Raw genomic sequence first — 15238 nt, 5'->3', positions numbered from 1 at the left:
GTGCCGACGACTACGCTGGGAAGCGTGAGCAGCGACTACTCCGCCAGGCATCTCTCCGTCCTCGAAGGCCTCGAGGCGGTGCGCAAGCGACCGGGCATGTACATCGGTTCCACCGACTCGCGTGGCCTCATGCACTGCCTCTGGGAGATCATCGACAACTCCGTCGACGAGGCCCTCGGCGGGTACGGCGATCAGATCGAGATCGTCCTCCACGCCGATCAGAGCGTCGAGGTGCGCGACCACGCACGTGGTATCCCGGTGGACATCGAACCGAAGACCGGCCTCTCCGGTGTCGAGGTCGTCTTCACCAAGCTCCACGCCGGCGGGAAGTTCGGCGGCGGTTCGTACGCCGCGTCCGGCGGGCTGCACGGCGTCGGCGCATCCGTCGTCAACGCCCTGTCCGAGCGACTCGACGTCGAGGTCGATCGTGGCGGCAAGACCTACGCCATGTCGTTCCACCGCGGTGAGCCGGGGATCTTCGCCGACACGGGGGAGCCGACACCGGACGCACCCTTCACGCCGTTCGAGAAGCAGAGCGAGCTCCGCGTCATCGGCAAGACGAAGCGCGGCGTGACCGGCACCCGGATCCGCTACTGGGCCGACCGCCAGATCTTCACGAAGGGCGCCCAGTTCCAGGCCGAGGAGCTCCTCGGCCGCGCACGCCAGACCGCCTTCCTCATCAAGGGGCTCGGCATCCACATCCGCGACGAGACCGTCGAGGAGCCGACCGAGGCGATGTTCCGCTACGAGGGCGGCATCTCCGAGTTCGTCGACTACCTCGCGGGCGACACCGCACTCACCGACACCTGGCGCCTCACCGGCAGCGGCACGTTCACCGAGACCGTCCCGGTGCTGTCGCCGTCGGGCACCATGGTCGCCACCGAGGTGGAGCGCGAGGCAGAGGTCGACATCGCGCTGCGGTGGGGTACCGGGTACGAGACGGTCATGCGCAGCTTCGTCAACATCATCGCCACGCCGAAGGGCGGCACGCATCAACTCGGATTCGATCAGGGCCTCCTGAAGTTCCTCCGCGCCCAGGTCGAGCAGAACGCCCGTCGACTCAAGGTCGGCACGGACAAGCTCGAGAAGGACGACGTCCTCGCCGGCCTCACAGCGGTGCTGACGGTGCGCCTCGCGGAGCCGCAGTTCGAGGGCCAGACGAAGGAGATCCTCGGCACGCCGGCCGTCCGCGCCATCGTCGCCAACGTCGTCACGAAGGAGCTCAAGGAGCGGTTCGCCTCGACCAAGCGCGACGACAAGGCGCAGACCGCGCTCGTGCTCGAGAAGATCGTGTCGGAGATGAAGTCCCGGATCTCCGCGCGGACCCACAAGGAGACGCAACGCCGCAAGAACGCGCTCGAGAACTCGTCGCTGCCGGCCAAGCTGGTCGACTGCCGCTCAGGCAACCTCGAGTCCAGCGAACTCTTCATCGTCGAGGGCGACTCGGCACTGGGCACGGCGAAGCTCGCCCGAGACAGCTCCTACCAGGCGCTGCTCCCGATCCGAGGCAAGATCCTCAACGTGCAGAAGGCCTCCGTCTCCGACATGTTGTCGAACGCGGAGTGCGCGTCCATTATCCAGGTCATCGGCGCGGGTTCCGGACGATCGTTCGATCTCGACGCCGCCCGCTACGGCAAGATCATCCTCATGAGCGACGCTGACGTCGACGGCGCCCACATCCGGACGCTCCTGCTCACGCTCTTCTTCCGGTACATGCGGCCGCTGATCGAAGCGGGTCGCGTGTTCGCCGCGGTACCGCCGCTCCACCGCGTCATCGTCATCAATCCCGGCTCCAAGCCGAACGAGACGATCTACACCTACTCCGAAGCCGAACTGCACGCGGTGCTCAGCGACCTCAAGCGCACCGGCAAGAAGCACCAGGAACCGATCCAGCGCTACAAGGGCCTGGGGGAGATGGACGCCGACCAGCTGGCCACGACCACCATGGACCGCCGTCACCGGACGCTGCGCCGTGTCCGGGTCGAGGATGCGGAGTCGGCCGGACGGATCTTCGAACTCCTCATGGGCAACGACGTCGCCCCGCGCAAGGAGTTCATCGTCGACAGCTCCGACCGGCTGTCGCGGGAGAGCATCGACGTCTGATCGTCGTCCACCGAGAAGCAGGACCGACGACGAAGGCCCGGATCGAGCAGTGCGCTCGATCCGGGCCTTCGTCAGTGCGCAGCTCCGGTCAGGACGATTCGTCGCTCGCTACCGCGTCGTCCGTCGCCGGTGCTGCCGGTGCGGTGATCGCGCCGCCGATGAACCCGACGGGGGCGTCGAGCGGCACCCCTGAGGCATCCCGTTTCGCACCGACCTCCGGGAGCGTCCGCGGTGTCCCGTCCGTCCCGACGGCGTGCGCCGGAGCGGCGCCGACCCACGCGACGGCCAGCTGGTCCTCGCCCTTCAGGAAGCGCTGCGACCGGACACCGCCGGTCGCTCGACCCTTGGCGGGGAACTCGGAGAACTCCGACACCTTCGCGCTCCCGGTGTCCGTTCCGGCGAGCGTCAGCGAATTGGTCGCGACGGTCACGACGACGACGTCGTCGGTGGGCAGGACCGCCGTGAACGAGATGACCTTCGCACCGGCCGCCAGGTTGATGCCGGCCATGCCACCCGCGGCCCGCCCTTGCGGACGGACGGACGTCGCGGCGAAACGGAGCAGTTGTGCATCGGAGGCGACGAAGACGAGTTCCGCGTCGTCGCCGACCTGCGTCGCCCCGACGACGTGGTCGCGCGGCTTGAGCGTGATGACCTCGAAGTCCGGCTTGTTCGGCAGGTCGCCGGGGATGACCCGCTTGACGACGCCGGTCTCGGTTCCCAGCACGATCGGCTGCTCCGAGGTCAGCGAGACGATCGCCAGCACGCGCTCGTCACGGTTCGGGAGCGACAGGTACTCGCCCATGCGAACTCCGGCCGCGAGCTGGATGGACGCCGCCGGCACCGCCGGGAGGTCGAGCGGGGTGAACCGGATGACGCGACCGAGGCTGGTGACCGCACCGAGTTCGGTGCGGCTCGTGGTCTCGACGACACTCAGGATCGCATCGTGCTTGCTCCGCCGACCGGGTCGTGGTGCGGGTGCGTCCTGCTCGAGGTCGACGCGGAGCGCCCGTCCGGTCGCGCTGAGGTAGACGCGGCACGGGGTGTCGGCGAGCTCGAGCACCGGGGCGCTCTTCCCTCGACCGGTCGTCGCGACGCTCGGCTTCGCGTTCGTCAGCATGGTCCGGCGCGGTGTGCCGAACTGCTCGGCCGCAGCGGCGAGCTCTGCGGAGACCGCGGCACGGATGAGTCGTTGGCTCCCGAGCAACCGCTCGAGTTCGGCGATCTCGGCCAGCAGCTTGTCGCGCTCCGCCTCGAGCTCGATCCGCGAGAACTTGGTGAGTCGTCGGAGACGGAGTTCGAGGATGTACTCGGCCTGCAGCTGCGAGAGGTCGAAGACCTCGATGAGCCTCGCGCGCGCCTGTTCGGAGTCGTCGCTCGCGCGGATGACCTGGATGACCTCGTCGATGTCGAGGATGGCGATGAGGAGACCCTCCACCAGGTGGAGGCGTTCCTTGCGTCTCGCCAACCGGAACCGGCTCCGGCGGGTGACCACGCTGATGCGGTGGTCGACGTACACCTGCAGCAGGTCCCGGAGGCCGAGCGTCTGCGGGCCGCCGTCGACGAGCGCGACGTTGTTGATGCTGAAGGAGTCCTCGAGGGGCGTGTAGCGGTAGAGCTGCTCCAGGACGGCTTCGGGGGAGAAGCCGGTCTTGATGCCGATCACGAGGCGGAGCCCGTGGATGCGGTCCGTCAGGTCGGTGACGTCGGAGATGCCGTTGAGCTTCTTGGAGCTGACACCGTCCTTGATCTTCTCGATGATCTTCTCCGGACCGACCAGGTAGGGCAGTTCGGTGATGACCAGACCGGTCTTCCGCGCGGTGACCGGCTCGACGGAGACCTTCGCGCGGGTCTTGAAGGAGCCGCGACCGGTGGCGTAGGCGTCCTTGATGCCGTCCAGACCGACGATCGTGCCGCCCGAGGGGAGGTCGGGACCCGGGACGAACTCCATCAGGTCCTCGAGGGTGGCCTGAGGATGCGCGATGAGGTGCCGAGCCGCACCGATCACCTCGACGAGGTTGTGCGGCGCCATGTTGGTGGCCATGCCGACCGCGATGCCGCTGGCACCGTTCACGAGGAGGTTCGGGAACGCGGCCGGGAGGACCTCGGGCTGCATGAACTGGTTGTCGTAGTTCGGGACGAAGTCGACGACGTCCTCGTCGAGGTCGGCCGTCAGGGCGAGCGCGGCGGCGTCCAGCCGGGCCTCCGTGTACCGCGGCGCAGCGGGCCCGTCGTCGAGCGAGCCGAAGTTCCCGTGCCCGTCGATGAGCGGGACGCGGAGCGTGAAGGGCTGTGCGAGGCGGACGAGTGCATCGTAGATCGCCGTGTCGCCGTGCGGGTGCAGCTTCCCCATCACTTCGCCGACGACGCGGGCCGACTTCACGTGGCCCCGATCCGGGCGCAGGCCCATCTCGGTCATCTGATAGAGGATGCGGCGCTGCACCGGCTTCAGGCCGTCGCGCGCGTCGGGGAGGGCACGGGCGTAGATGACCGAATAGGCGTACTCCAGGAAGGAGGTCTGCATCTCCGACGAGACATCGATGTCCTCGATGCGCTCGCCACTGGTCTCCGTCGGCGGGGTCTGCTGTTGGCGGGTCATTCCGTGTCTCTGCTGAGGGGAGTCGAGCCGGTGCTCGGCGAGGATGGCGGGGCGTGGTCGTCAGCGCGGTGTGCGAGACTGAGCCCGATGACCACCATGCTACCGACGGTCGATCCGGAGTCACGCAGCCTTGCCGGTGTCCTCCCGGATTGCCTCGCATCCCTGACGGTGGGCGGTGGATCGCTGCCCCGGGCCGACCATGCCGTCGTCGTCCTCGTCGACGGCCTCGGCGCCGCGAACCTCCGTGGAGCAGCCGCCCACGCTCGGTTCCTCGCGCCGCGCCTCGGTCCGCGCTCCACCACGACGTCGGCGTTCCCGTCGACGACCGCGGCCGGGATCGCGACGCTGACCACCGGCTCGTTGCCGGGCCGGCACGGCCTCGTCAGCTACCGAGCACGGGACGTGGCGGGGGACCGGGTCGTGAACCAACTCAGCGGCTGGGACGCCGGCATGGTGCCGGAGACCTGGCAGCGCCTCCCGACCGTGTTCGAGCGAGCGAGAGCCGAGGGCGTCACCACGACGGTGATCGGTCAGGAGCGATACCGCAATTCGGGCTTCACCCGAGCCGTGCTCCGAGGGGCGGACTACCGGGCCGGACGCTCGATGGCCGACCGCCTCGACGCGGCCCGAGAGATCGCGTCCACGACCGCCGGCCCCACACTCAGCTACGTGTACGTCCCCGAGCTCGATCAGGCGGCGCACGAGTACGGGTGGGAGTCGGGACGCTGGACGGCGCTCCTCGAGGAGCTCGACGGCGATCTCAAGCGGTGGTCGTCCCGCCTCCCCGCGTCGACCGGCGCGCTCATCACCGCCGACCACGGGGTGATCGACGTCGCACCCCATCAGCACGTGCTCTTCGACCAGGTCCCCGAGCTGGTCGCCGGTGTCCGCCACATCGGCGGGGAGCCGCGATGCCTCCACCTCTATCTCGACGCCGATGCGGGTCCAGCGGATCGGGAGCGCCTAGCTGGGGCCTGGCGAGCCGAGGAAGGCGGCCGCGCCTGGATCGCGACACGCGAGCAGGCGGTCGACCACGGCTGGTACGGCGAGGTCGACCCTGAGGTGCTGCCACGGATCGGCGACGTCATCGTCGCAGCCCGGAAGCGCATCGCCTACTACGACTCACGTCCCGCCGATCAGAGCGCGAGAGACATGATCGGACAGCACGGATCGCTCACCGACGACGAACGCCGGATACCGCTCCTCGGCCTCGGTCGTTACGAGCGCTGAAGCCCTGACCGATCAGACCGGGTCGTCGTCGGACTTCGCACCGAACACGATCTCGTCCCAGGACGGCATCGACGCTCGGCCGCGGCGCGCCTTGGCCCCGGACGGCGTGCCGCCATCGGAGGACTCGGCATCGCCCGCGCGTCGCTGCTGCGCCGCCTCGAACTCACCGGTGTCGAACACCGCCAGCGGCGTCTGCTGATCCGGGACGGTGTGCGGCGCACTGGGGCGCTCGGCAGGTTCGGGCTCGCTGGGGGCGGCCTCCCGCTCGCCACGGCGCTTGCGGAGGGCCTCCAACAGGTCGGCGGTCTGGTTGTGCTGCTCGGGGCTCGACGCCTCACGGTTGATCGCGGCCTGCGTCGCAGCCTTCGAGGACGGTGCACGGCCGAAGCCCGTGTCGGCCGCGAACGGCAACGGCTCGATCGGACGCGTCTCGGCGGGACGGTCGGTCTCGGTCTGCTGCGGCGTCGACACGCGGTCCAGGGAGAACGCGCCGCTGTCGAAGCGTGAGGTGTCGGGGGAGTCGTCGGTGTCGACCGCACGCAAGCGGGGGATCAGCGCGGCCGGCAGGTCGCCCTGACGCGAGAGGGTCGTGGCCTCACTGCCGATGGGCGTGAGGGCGAGCTTCTTCGGCTCGAACGCCCAGCGGGCGTCGTGGTCGACCTGGTCGGCCGTGAAGGACAGCTTGACGATCCAGCCGCCCTCGGGTTCCTTCCAGCTCGTCCACCGTTCGTCGGTCGCGCCAAGCTTCTCGAGTCGAGCCCGGATGACGTTCCCGAAGGTGGCCTCGATGTCGTCGGCCGACGTGTCGGTCGTCGGCAGGACGGCGACGCCGAGGGCGGTGCCGACGATGTGCTCACGCTCCGCCATCACCGGACCCTCGAACCGCTGCACGTACTCCAGTGAGGCACCGGTGACCGCTGCGACGTCCTCGGCGGAAAGACCGCTGCGGATGTGCGCCTGCACTTCCCTCGGGGAGATCTTGGTGTTCCCACCGATCGGCGCACCGGCCGGCTTCGCCCGCCGCAGGTGGACGTGGAACGAATCGTCGACGATGAGGCGGTATTCCTCCTCGTTCCGATCTGCAACGATCAGAGCGCCGAGCTCCGCTCCGACTACCTTCAATTCCTGCATGATGAATGCCTCTCAGCGTGCCACGTGATTGACCCACGTTCTCACGGATCACGGGCGTATTCGGGGAATACGCCGGGCGTGCCGTCAGTTGCACGGGAAGGTTCCGCACACCCTCCCGAACACGGTTTGCAATTCATGCGGAACTGATGCAAACTGTGCCCGCCGATTTTGTTCCGACGGCATCGAGAAGTGGATAGGCATGGCAACTGATTACGACGCTCCCCGCAAGACCGACGACGATTCCGAGTCGATCGAGGCCCTGAAGGAGCGCGTTCCAGACAAGCTGTCCGGAGTCGTCGACTCCGAAGACGCTGACAACCCGGGTGACTACAACCTGGGTGGATCCGACCTCTCCGACCTCGACCTCGACGTCGTCGTGCTCCCGCCCCAGGCGGACGAGTTCACCTGCATGGAGTGCTTCCTCGTGAAGCACCGCTCGCAGCTCGACCACGAGGGCAAGTTCGGCCCGATCTGCGCGGAGTGCGCAGCCTGAAAGCACCGCCGCGCGAGCGGCACACAGAACCCCTCCGGATCACGATCCGGAGGGGTTCTGTCGTTGCGGCTTCGAGCGGTGGCCGCCTCAGGCGTGCGTGCGCGCGGCGGCGATCGCATCCGCCAGGGCTTGCGGCCGACGGGACGACAGCAGCCAGTACGGCGTCGGGTCGGCGGGGTCGACGATCTCCACTTTCACGAGGCTGTGCACCCACCCGCGGATCATGAGCCAGGCGCGTGCATCGAGCTTGGTGCGGAGCTGCGCGGTCGCGTCCGTCCCGGTGTACACCACGACCTCACCGATGAACCCGAGCGGGATCGACGCCTTCCCGACCGACAAGCTCGACTCGGAGACCTGGATCCTCGGCGCCGTCCCGAACGCCAGCGCAAGGCACCCGCCGTACAGCACCACCGCCCCGACGATCCCCGCCGCGAGCGAAACGGGCGCGAGGACGAGCATGGTCGCCGGCACCACGAGGGCGAGGGCGATGATGACCCAGGGACTGGGCCAGAGGGTTTCACGGTACGGCTGCATGTCTGCCTTGTCTCAGAGAACTGCACTACCCTCGATTCGTGACCGAAAGCGTTGACGTACTCATTATCGCGCCGGATCTGCCCGGCTATGCACACCCCGGCGATGCGGGTGCGGATCTCGTGTCCGCCGAGCACGTCGTGCTCGAACCGGGTGAGCGCGCCCTCGTCGGCACCGGCGTCTCGATCGCCCTGCCCGACGGCCATGCCGCGTTCGTCGTCCCACGAAGCGGTCTCGCGGCGAAACACGGCATCACCGTCGTCAACGCGCCGGGCACGGTCGACGCCGGGTATCGCGGCGAGATCAAGGTCACGCTCCTCAACACCGACCGTCACACCTCCTTCACCGTCGAGCCGGGCGACCGCATCGCCCAGCTCATCGTGATGCCGGTGTCCCGCGCCAACTTCATCCCGGTGGAGCGACTGCCAGGCAGTGCACGAGGAGCCGGAGGCTTCGGTTCGACCGGCGTCGGTTCGCTCGCCACGACACCGGCCGCCACCGACCCAACCATCAGCACCGACGGTGCCGCGCAGACAGGAACCCTCGCATGAGCGAACTCGAAGACCTCCCAGACCTCGACCTCGACGCGGAGCTGCCCGACGACGCGAAGTCCGCACCCGAGGACCGCGAGACCGCCGGCCCGTTCGACGAGAGCGAGGCGAACCCCGTCCGCCCCTACATCGACCTCGGTGGCGTCAAGGTGCTGCCTCGCGAAGGACTGAACCTCCGTCTCGAGGTGGAGGAGGCGACGAAGCGCGTCGTCGCGGTCGGCCTCGACTACGCCGGTTCCACCCTGCAGGTCCAGCCGTTCGCCGCCCCGCGGTCGACCGGTCTGTGGAACGAGACCCGGTCGCAGATCGCCGAGCAGATCGCCCAGCAGGGCGGCACCGTGACCGAGCGCGAGGGCGAGTTCGGCCCGGAGCTCGTCGCCGAGGTGCCGACCGGTGGTGCCGCAGGCACCGACGCGACCCACCTGGCACGCTTCATCGGCGTCGACGGTCCGCGCTGGTTCCTCCGCGGCGTCGTCGCGGGGGAGGGCGCGTCGAAGCCGGACGCCGCCGCGCTCGTGGACGACCTCTTCCGCAGCCTCGTCGTCGTCCGGGGCAACTCGCCCATGCCACCGCGCGACCTCATCCCGCTGCGCATGCCGACGGCCACGAGCGCGTAGTCGATGACGGACGCACGAGAACCGGAGCCCCACGGAGTCGACCCGGTCGAGCGCCGTGACGCGTCGGGTTCCCCTGATGCCACGGGTGATGCGGATCGGCAGCGGCTCGGTGAATCGATGTCCGCGGCGTTCGGTGCCGCCGCACGCAAGTCCGGTCTGGGCGCGATGGCCGAGGGCGACGCCCCCACCGGCAAGGCACTGCTGCGCGCCATGGGCGGCGTGCGCGGCATCGTCGAGGCGATCCTGCCCGGACTCCTGTTCCTCGTCGTCTACACGCTGACCCTCGACCTGCTCCCGTCGATCATCGCTCCGGTCGCACTCGGGGTCCTCTTCTCCATTGCACGCCTCGTTCAGCGGCAGCCGGTCACGCAGGCCGTCGGCGGCCTCCTCGGCATCGCACTCTCAGCAGCCCTGGCCCTGCTGTCCGGGCGCGCTGAGGACTTCTACGTCGTCGGGTTCTGGACCAACGGCGCCTACGCCGTGGCCCTCCTCGTCTCGGTGCTCGTCGGGTGGCCCGTCGTCGGACTCGTGGCCGGCTACCTCATGGGCAGCGGCACGAGTTGGCGCTCCCACCCCGGACAACGACGCGCCATGCGGTGGCTCACGCTGGTGTGGGTGGCCATGTTCGCCGCACGACTCCTCGTGCAGCTGCCCCTCTACTTCAGTGGGAACGTCGAACTCCTCGGGACGCTTCGGCTCCTCATGGGCATCCCGCTCTACGCACCACTGCTCGTCCTCAGCTGGCTCGTCGTCCGCGCCGTGTTCCCGAAAGCGCCGCAGGCATCCACCGAGTGATCCGCCGAGAGCCCGGCCCGACGCTTCAGCGTGTCTCGGACCGGGCTCTCGTCATGTCGGGAGGACCCGATCCTCGATGCTAGAATTGTCTCGACATCAAGATAGATGAGCGATGCCGAGATGACACGACGCGCCCCAGCCTGTAGTTAGGCAAGCCTTGCTAGCCGCGGAGCACCCGCCAGCAGCAAGATTGGTCGGAACGCACGTGAGTGAGCACTCGCCGCCGCCAACGAAGGAGAAGACGATATGTCCACCGTGAACAGCTTCGGGGCGAAAGACACCCTGACTGTCGGGACGACCGACTACGAGATCTATCGCATCGACACGGTGGAGGGTCACGAGAAGCTGCCGTTCAGCCTCAAGGTGCTCCTCGAGAACCTGCTGCGCACCGAGGACGGTGCCAACATCACCGAGGCGCACATCCGCGCGATCGGCGACTGGGTTCCGACCGCGGACCCCGACACCGAGATCCAATTCACCCCGGCTCGTGTCGTCATGCAGGACTTCACCGGCGTGCCGTGCATCGTCGACCTCGCCACCATGCGCGAAGCGGTCGAGGCACTCGGCGGCTCCGCCGACAAGATCAACCCGCTCGCCCCGGCCGAGATGGTCATCGACCACTCGGTCATCGCCGACCTCTTCGGCAGCGAGAACGCGCTCGAGCGCAACGTCGAGCTCGAGTACGAGCGCAACGGCGAGCGGTACCAGTTCCTCCGCTGGGGCCAGACGGCGTTCGACGACTTCAAGGTCGTCCCGCCGGGAACCGGCATCGTGCACCAGGTCAACATCGAGTACCTCGCCCGCGTCACCATGACGCGCGAGGTCGGCGGCGTCCTGCGCGCCTACCCCGACACCTGTGTCGGCACCGACTCGCACACGACCATGGTCAACGGCCTGGGCGTGCTCGGCTGGGGCGTCGGCGGTATCGAGGCGGAGGCCGCCATGCTCGGCCAGCCCGTCTCGATGCTCATCCCGAAGGTCGTCGGCTTCAAGCTGAACGGCTCCATCCCGACGGGTGTCACCGCGACGGACGTCGTCCTCACCATCACCCAGATGCTCCGCAAGCACGGCGTCGTCGGCAAGTTCGTCGAGTTCTACGGAGCAGGCGTCGCCGAGGTGCCGCTCGCGAACCGCGCCACCATCGGCAACATGAGCCCCGAATTCGGCTCGACGGCCGCCATGTTCCCGATCGACGACGTCACGCTCGACTACCTGCGCCTCACCGGTCGCAGCGACGAGCAGATCGCGCTGGTCGAGGCCTACGCCAAGACCCAGAAGCTGTGGCACGACGCCGACCAGGAGCCGGTCTTCAGCGAGTACCTCGAGCTCGACCTCGCCACCGTCGTCCCGTCGATCGCCGGCCCGAAGCGTCCGCAGGACCGCATCGAGCTCACGGACGCGAAGGCCCAGTTCGAGCGCGACCTCGTCGACTACGCGACGGTCGAGCACGACATCGTCGACCTCGTGGGTGCCGGTTCCTTCCCCGCCTCCGACCCCGCAGGCACCACGCCGCAGGACGAGGACGAGAACAACCACCACCACCACACGCACCGCAGCCACGCTCCGGCGTCCCTCTCGAAGCCGACCCAGGTCACCCTCGAGGAGAACGGGGTCGACTTCACCCTCGACCACGGCGCCGTCGCGATCGCCGCGATCACCTCGTGCACGAACACCTCGAACCCGTCGGTCATGCTGGCCGCAGGCCTCCTGGCCCGGAACGCCAGCAAGAAGGGCCTGAAGGCGAAGCCGTGGGTCAAGACCACGCTCGCTCCGGGTTCCAAGGTCGTCACCGACTACTACGCGAAGGCCGGTCTCACCGAGTACCTCGAGGACCTCGGCTTCTACACGGTCGGCTACGGCTGCACGACCTGCATCGGCAACTCCGGTCCGCTGCTCGACGAGATCTCGACCGCCGTCCAGGACAACGACCTCGCCGTCACGGCCGTCCTCTCGGGCAACCGCAACTTTGAGGGCCGGATCAACCCGGACGTCAAGATGAACTACCTGGCGAGCCCGCCGCTGGTCATCGCCTACGCCCTCGCGGGGTCGATGAACTTCGACTTCGAGGTCGACGCCCTCGGTGTCGACGCCGACGGCAACGACATCTTCCTGAAGGACATCTGGCCCGACGCGGCAGAGGTCCAGGACACGATCGACTCCTCCATCAACAAGGAGATGTTCGACCACGAGTACAGCGGCGTCTTCGACGGCGACGAGCGCTGGCGTTCGCTCCAGACCCCCGAGGGCTCGACCTTCGAGTGGGACGAGGAGTCGACGTACGTGCGGAAGCCCCCGTACTTCGACGGCATGACCATGGAGACGACCCCCGTCTCCGACATCGTCGGTGCCCGCGTCCTCGCCAAGCTCGGCGACTCGGTCACGACCGACCACATCAGCCCGGCCGGCAACATCAAGGCCGACTCGCCCGCAGGCCGGTACCTCGACGAGCACGGCGTCGGCCGCAAGGACTACAACTCCTACGGCTCGCGCCGCGGCAACCACGAGGTCATGATCCGCGGCACGTTCGCGAACATCCGACTGAAGAACCAGCTGCTCGACGGCGTTGAGGGCGGCTACACCCGCGACTTCACGCAGGCCGATGCACCGCAGTCGTTCATCTACGACGCGTCGCAGAACTACCAGGCCGAGGGCACGCCCCTCGTCATCTTCGGTGGCAAGGAGTACGGCTCCGGTTCCTCCCGCGACTGGGCGGCCAAGGGCACGAGCCTCCTCGGTGTCAAGGCGGTCATCACCGAGAGCTTCGAGCGCATCCACCGCTCGAACCTCATCGGCATGGGCGTCGTCCCGCTGCAGTTCCCGGAAGGCGAGAGCTGGGCCTCCCTCGGACTCGACGGCACGGAGATCGTGTCGATCGCCGGTCTCGAGGAGCTCAACAACGGCACCACGCCGAAGACGGTCCGCGTGAGCGCCGTCCCGAGTGAGCACTCGGCTCCCGGCAAGGAGCCGGTCGAGTTCGACGCGGTCGTCCGCATCGACACGCCAGGTGAAGCCGACTACTACCGCAACGGCGGCATCCTGCAGTACGTGCTCCGCAGCCTCGTCTGACGACGAGGCTCTACCACCAGGCCGGTCCCGACAGCAACCGTCGGGGCCGGCCTGCGGCGTTCGCCGCCCACCCCGCCCACGACGCGTACACTCGAAAGACGGGCTCCGAGCGATCGGTCGGCCCACGGTGGAGGGACGACAGCGTGACAGTGCTCGATCAGGTGAACGGACCCCGGGACCTCGACGGCCTCTCCGAGGCGGAACTCGTCGAACTCGCCGGCGACATCCGCGCCTTCCTCATCGCGAACGTCTCGAAGACGGGTGGACACCTCGGTCCGAACCTCGGCGTCGTCGAGCTCACGATCGCGATGCACCGGGTGTTCGACTCCCCGACGGATCCGATGGTGTTCGACACCGGTCACCAGTCCTACGTCCACAAACTCCTGACCGGCCGTCAGGAGTTCTCCGGGCTCCGGACCCGCGGCGGTCTCGCCGGCTACCCGCAGCGTTCCGAATCCGAGCACGACATCGTCGAGAGTTCGCACGCCTCGAGCTCGCTCAGCTGGGCGGACGGCATCTCCCGCGCCTTCCAGATGACCGGGCAGGACGAGCGACATGTGGTGGCGGTTGTCGGCGACGGCGCACTGACGGGCGGCATGACGTGGGAGGCGCTCAACAACATTAGCGACGACAACACCCGCCGGCTCGTCATCATCGTCAACGACAACGGCCGGTCCTACGCACCGACCATCGGCGGTATGGCGCGGTTCCTGAGCGGTGTGCGGACCCGCCGGAGCTATCGCGACCTGCGCGAGCGCAGCCAGCGGGCCTTCAACCTCCTCGGCGGTCCGGGACGCGCGCTCTATCGGGGCGTCCGCGGAGGTGCCCACGGGTTCCTGTCCCGCCTCACGAACAACGAGGCGCTCTACTCCAACCTCGACATCAAGTACATCGGGCCGGTCGACGGACACGACATCCACGCGATGGAGGAGGCCCTGACCCAGGCGAAGCACTACGGCGCACCGGTGATCGTCCACGCGATCACGGAGAAGGGTCGTGGGTTCCAGCCGGCACGGGACGACGACGCCGATCAGTTCCATGCCGTCGGGGTGATCGATCCCGAGACCGGGGAGCCCGTCGGGGCGGCCTCCCGCCCGTCCTGGACGGCCGTCTTCAGCGAGGAGATGCTCGCGGTGGCCGAGGCCGACGACCGCGTCGTCGCCATCACCGCCGCCATGCTGCGACCGGTCGGGCTCCACGCCTTCGCCGAACGCTTCCCCGAGCGGGTGCACGACGTCGGCATCGCCGAGCAGCACGCCTTCACCTCGGCGGCCGGGCTCGCCTTCGGTGGACTGCACCCGGTGGTGGCCGTGTACGCGACGTTCGTGAACCGTGCCTTCGACCAACTGCTCATGGACGTCGCGTTGCACCGTGCGGGCGTCACGGTCGTCCTCGACCGCGCCGGCGTGACCGGCCCCGACGGACCGAGCCACCACGGCATCTGGGACCTCGCGATCCTGCAGGTCGTCCCGGGTATCCGGATCGCGGCACCGCGTGACGGCGAGCGGCTGCGCGAGGAACTGCGCGAGGCCGTGTCGATCGACGACGCCCCGACTGTCATCCGGTTCCCGAAGGGCAGCGCCCCCGCCGAGCTCCCGGCCGTCGAGCGTCTCCACGACGGTGTCGATGTCCTCCGGACGACCGAGCAGCCGGACGTCCTCATCGTCGCCGTCGGCCCGATGGCGCCCATCGCGATCGACGTGGCGGACCGACTCGCCCAGCAGGGCATCGGCGCGACCGTCGTCGACCCCCGCTGGGTGGTCCCCGTCGCCGGATCGCTCGTCGAGCTCGCCGCCGCGCACCGGCTCGTGATCACCATCGAGGACGGCATCCGCGTCGGAGGTATCGGCACCCGCATCAGGCAGACGCTCCGCGAGGCCAGCGTCGACACGGCCGTCGACGAGCTCGGCGTGCCGGACGAGTTCATCGACCACGCGTCCCGCGAGCAGATCCTCGAGGATGCGGGCCTCACGGCCCAGCAGATCGCCCGAGACGTCGTGGCACAGGTCCTCGGCAGCCGGATCCCCGTCGCCCGCCCACTGCCTGACGACCGCGTCGAGCAGGACACGTCTTCGGAGCGGAGCACGACGAGGCCGCACGGCGCCTGACCGCGGGCTGTGGCGCG

Annotated in this window: 11 protein-coding genes; 8 read left to right on the top strand and 3 right to left on the bottom strand. The window is 68.6% G+C overall.

From position 1 onward, the window contains the following. Window positions 1-24: 24 nt before the first annotated feature. Window positions 25-2103 carry a type IIA DNA topoisomerase subunit B gene (locus ITJ62_RS08075; RefSeq protein ID WP_229938850.1) on the top strand — a complete coding sequence of 693 codons (2079 nt, stop codon included), beginning with the start codon at window positions 25-27 and terminating at the stop codon, window positions 2101-2103. An 88-nt stretch (window positions 2104-2191) separates the two neighbouring features. Here ITJ62_RS08075 and ITJ62_RS08070 read toward each other — a convergent pair whose 3' ends face one another. Beyond that, a complete protein-coding gene (locus ITJ62_RS08070) occupies window positions 2192-4699 on the bottom strand; it encodes a DNA topoisomerase (ATP-hydrolyzing) subunit A (protein WP_194600770.1) in 2508 nt (835 codons plus the stop codon). Between the two features lie 87 nt (window positions 4700-4786). Here ITJ62_RS08070 and ITJ62_RS08065 point away from each other — a divergent pair, with 87 nt between their 5' ends. Further along, a complete protein-coding gene (locus ITJ62_RS08065) occupies window positions 4787-5929 on the top strand; it encodes an alkaline phosphatase family protein (RefSeq protein WP_228498119.1) in 1143 nt (380 codons plus the stop codon). A 12-nt stretch (window positions 5930-5941) separates the two neighbouring features. Here ITJ62_RS08065 and sepH read toward each other — a convergent pair whose 3' ends face one another. Beyond that, window positions 5942-7060 carry a septation protein SepH gene (gene sepH / locus ITJ62_RS08060; protein ID WP_194600766.1) on the bottom strand — a complete coding sequence of 373 codons (1119 nt, stop codon included), beginning with the start codon at window positions 7058-7060 and terminating at the stop codon, window positions 5942-5944. Between the two features lie 199 nt (window positions 7061-7259). On the opposite strand from sepH, the gene ITJ62_RS08055 reads away from it, so the two are divergent. Beyond that, window positions 7260-7553 (top strand): DUF4193 domain-containing protein, encoded by a 294-nt coding sequence (locus ITJ62_RS08055; protein WP_056005937.1) that lies wholly within the window; start codon window positions 7260-7262, stop codon window positions 7551-7553. Window positions 7554-7640: 87 nt separating this feature from the next. Here the strand turns inward: ITJ62_RS08055 and ITJ62_RS08050 are convergent, their stop codons facing one another. Continuing rightward, a complete protein-coding gene (locus ITJ62_RS08050; RefSeq protein ID WP_079705884.1) occupies window positions 7641-8087 on the bottom strand; it encodes a DUF3093 domain-containing protein in 447 nt (148 codons plus the stop codon). A 38-nt stretch (window positions 8088-8125) separates the two neighbouring features. Here ITJ62_RS08050 and dut point away from each other — a divergent pair, with 38 nt between their 5' ends. The 5 genes from dut (at window position 8126) to dxs (ending at window position 15221) form a co-directional block, all read left to right on the top strand. Then, the gene (gene dut, locus ITJ62_RS08045) at window positions 8126-8635 is read left to right on the top strand and encodes a dUTP diphosphatase (protein ID WP_194600763.1); all 510 of its coding nucleotides are present in this window, start codon (window positions 8126-8128) and stop codon (window positions 8633-8635) included. After that, complete coding sequence (locus ITJ62_RS08040) at window positions 8632-9252, top strand: DUF3710 domain-containing protein (RefSeq protein ID WP_086473327.1); 621 nt, start codon at window positions 8632-8634, stop codon at window positions 9250-9252. Before dut ends, ITJ62_RS08040 begins: the two co-directional genes overlap by 4 nt. A gap of 3 nt (window positions 9253-9255) precedes the next feature. Further along, on the top strand, window positions 9256-10047 hold the full coding sequence (locus ITJ62_RS08035) for a DUF3159 domain-containing protein (protein ID WP_228498116.1): 792 nt from the start codon (window positions 9256-9258) through the stop codon (window positions 10045-10047). 246 nt (window positions 10048-10293) lie between these two features. Next, on the top strand, window positions 10294-13113 hold the full coding sequence (locus ITJ62_RS08030; protein ID WP_194600760.1) for an aconitate hydratase: 2820 nt from the start codon (window positions 10294-10296) through the stop codon (window positions 13111-13113). A 143-nt stretch (window positions 13114-13256) separates the two neighbouring features. Further along, entirely contained in the window at window positions 13257-15221 is a 1965-nt protein-coding gene (gene dxs, locus ITJ62_RS08025) for a 1-deoxy-D-xylulose-5-phosphate synthase (protein WP_194600758.1), read from the top strand. The last annotated feature ends 17 nt before the right edge of the window (window positions 15222-15238 follow it).

The sequence above is a fragment of the Plantibacter sp. VKM Ac-2876 genome, from assembly GCF_015350715.1.
In the GTDB taxonomy this organism is placed as follows: domain Bacteria; phylum Actinomycetota; class Actinomycetes; order Actinomycetales; family Microbacteriaceae; genus Plantibacter; species Plantibacter auratus.
Note: the sequence above shows the minus strand (reverse complement) of the source record. Positions and strands in the feature narration are given on the sequence as shown.

Bases quoted from the DNA above. Each gene is read 5' to 3' on its own strand.
- ITJ62_RS08070 (WP_194600770.1), bottom strand. From the start codon at position 4,699: ATGACCCGCCAACAGCAGACCCCGCCGACGGAGACCAGTGGCGAGCGC.
- ITJ62_RS08065 (WP_228498119.1), top strand. From the start codon at position 4,787: ATGACCACCATGCTACCGACGGTCGATCCGGAGTCACGCAGCCTTGCC.
- sepH (WP_194600766.1), bottom strand. From the start codon at position 7,060: ATGCAGGAATTGAAGGTAGTCGGAGCGGAGCTCGGCGCTCTGATCGTT.
- ITJ62_RS08055 (WP_056005937.1), top strand. From the start codon at position 7,260: ATGGCAACTGATTACGACGCTCCCCGCAAGACCGACGACGATTCCGAG.
- ITJ62_RS08050 (WP_079705884.1), bottom strand. From the start codon at position 8,087: ATGCAGCCGTACCGTGAAACCCTCTGGCCCAGTCCCTGGGTCATCATC.
- ITJ62_RS08040 (WP_086473327.1), top strand. From the start codon at position 8,632: ATGAGCGAACTCGAAGACCTCCCAGACCTCGACCTCGACGCGGAGCTG.
- ITJ62_RS08035 (WP_228498116.1), top strand. From the start codon at position 9,256: ATGACGGACGCACGAGAACCGGAGCCCCACGGAGTCGACCCGGTCGAG.
- ITJ62_RS08030 (WP_194600760.1), top strand. From the start codon at position 10,294: ATGTCCACCGTGAACAGCTTCGGGGCGAAAGACACCCTGACTGTCGGG.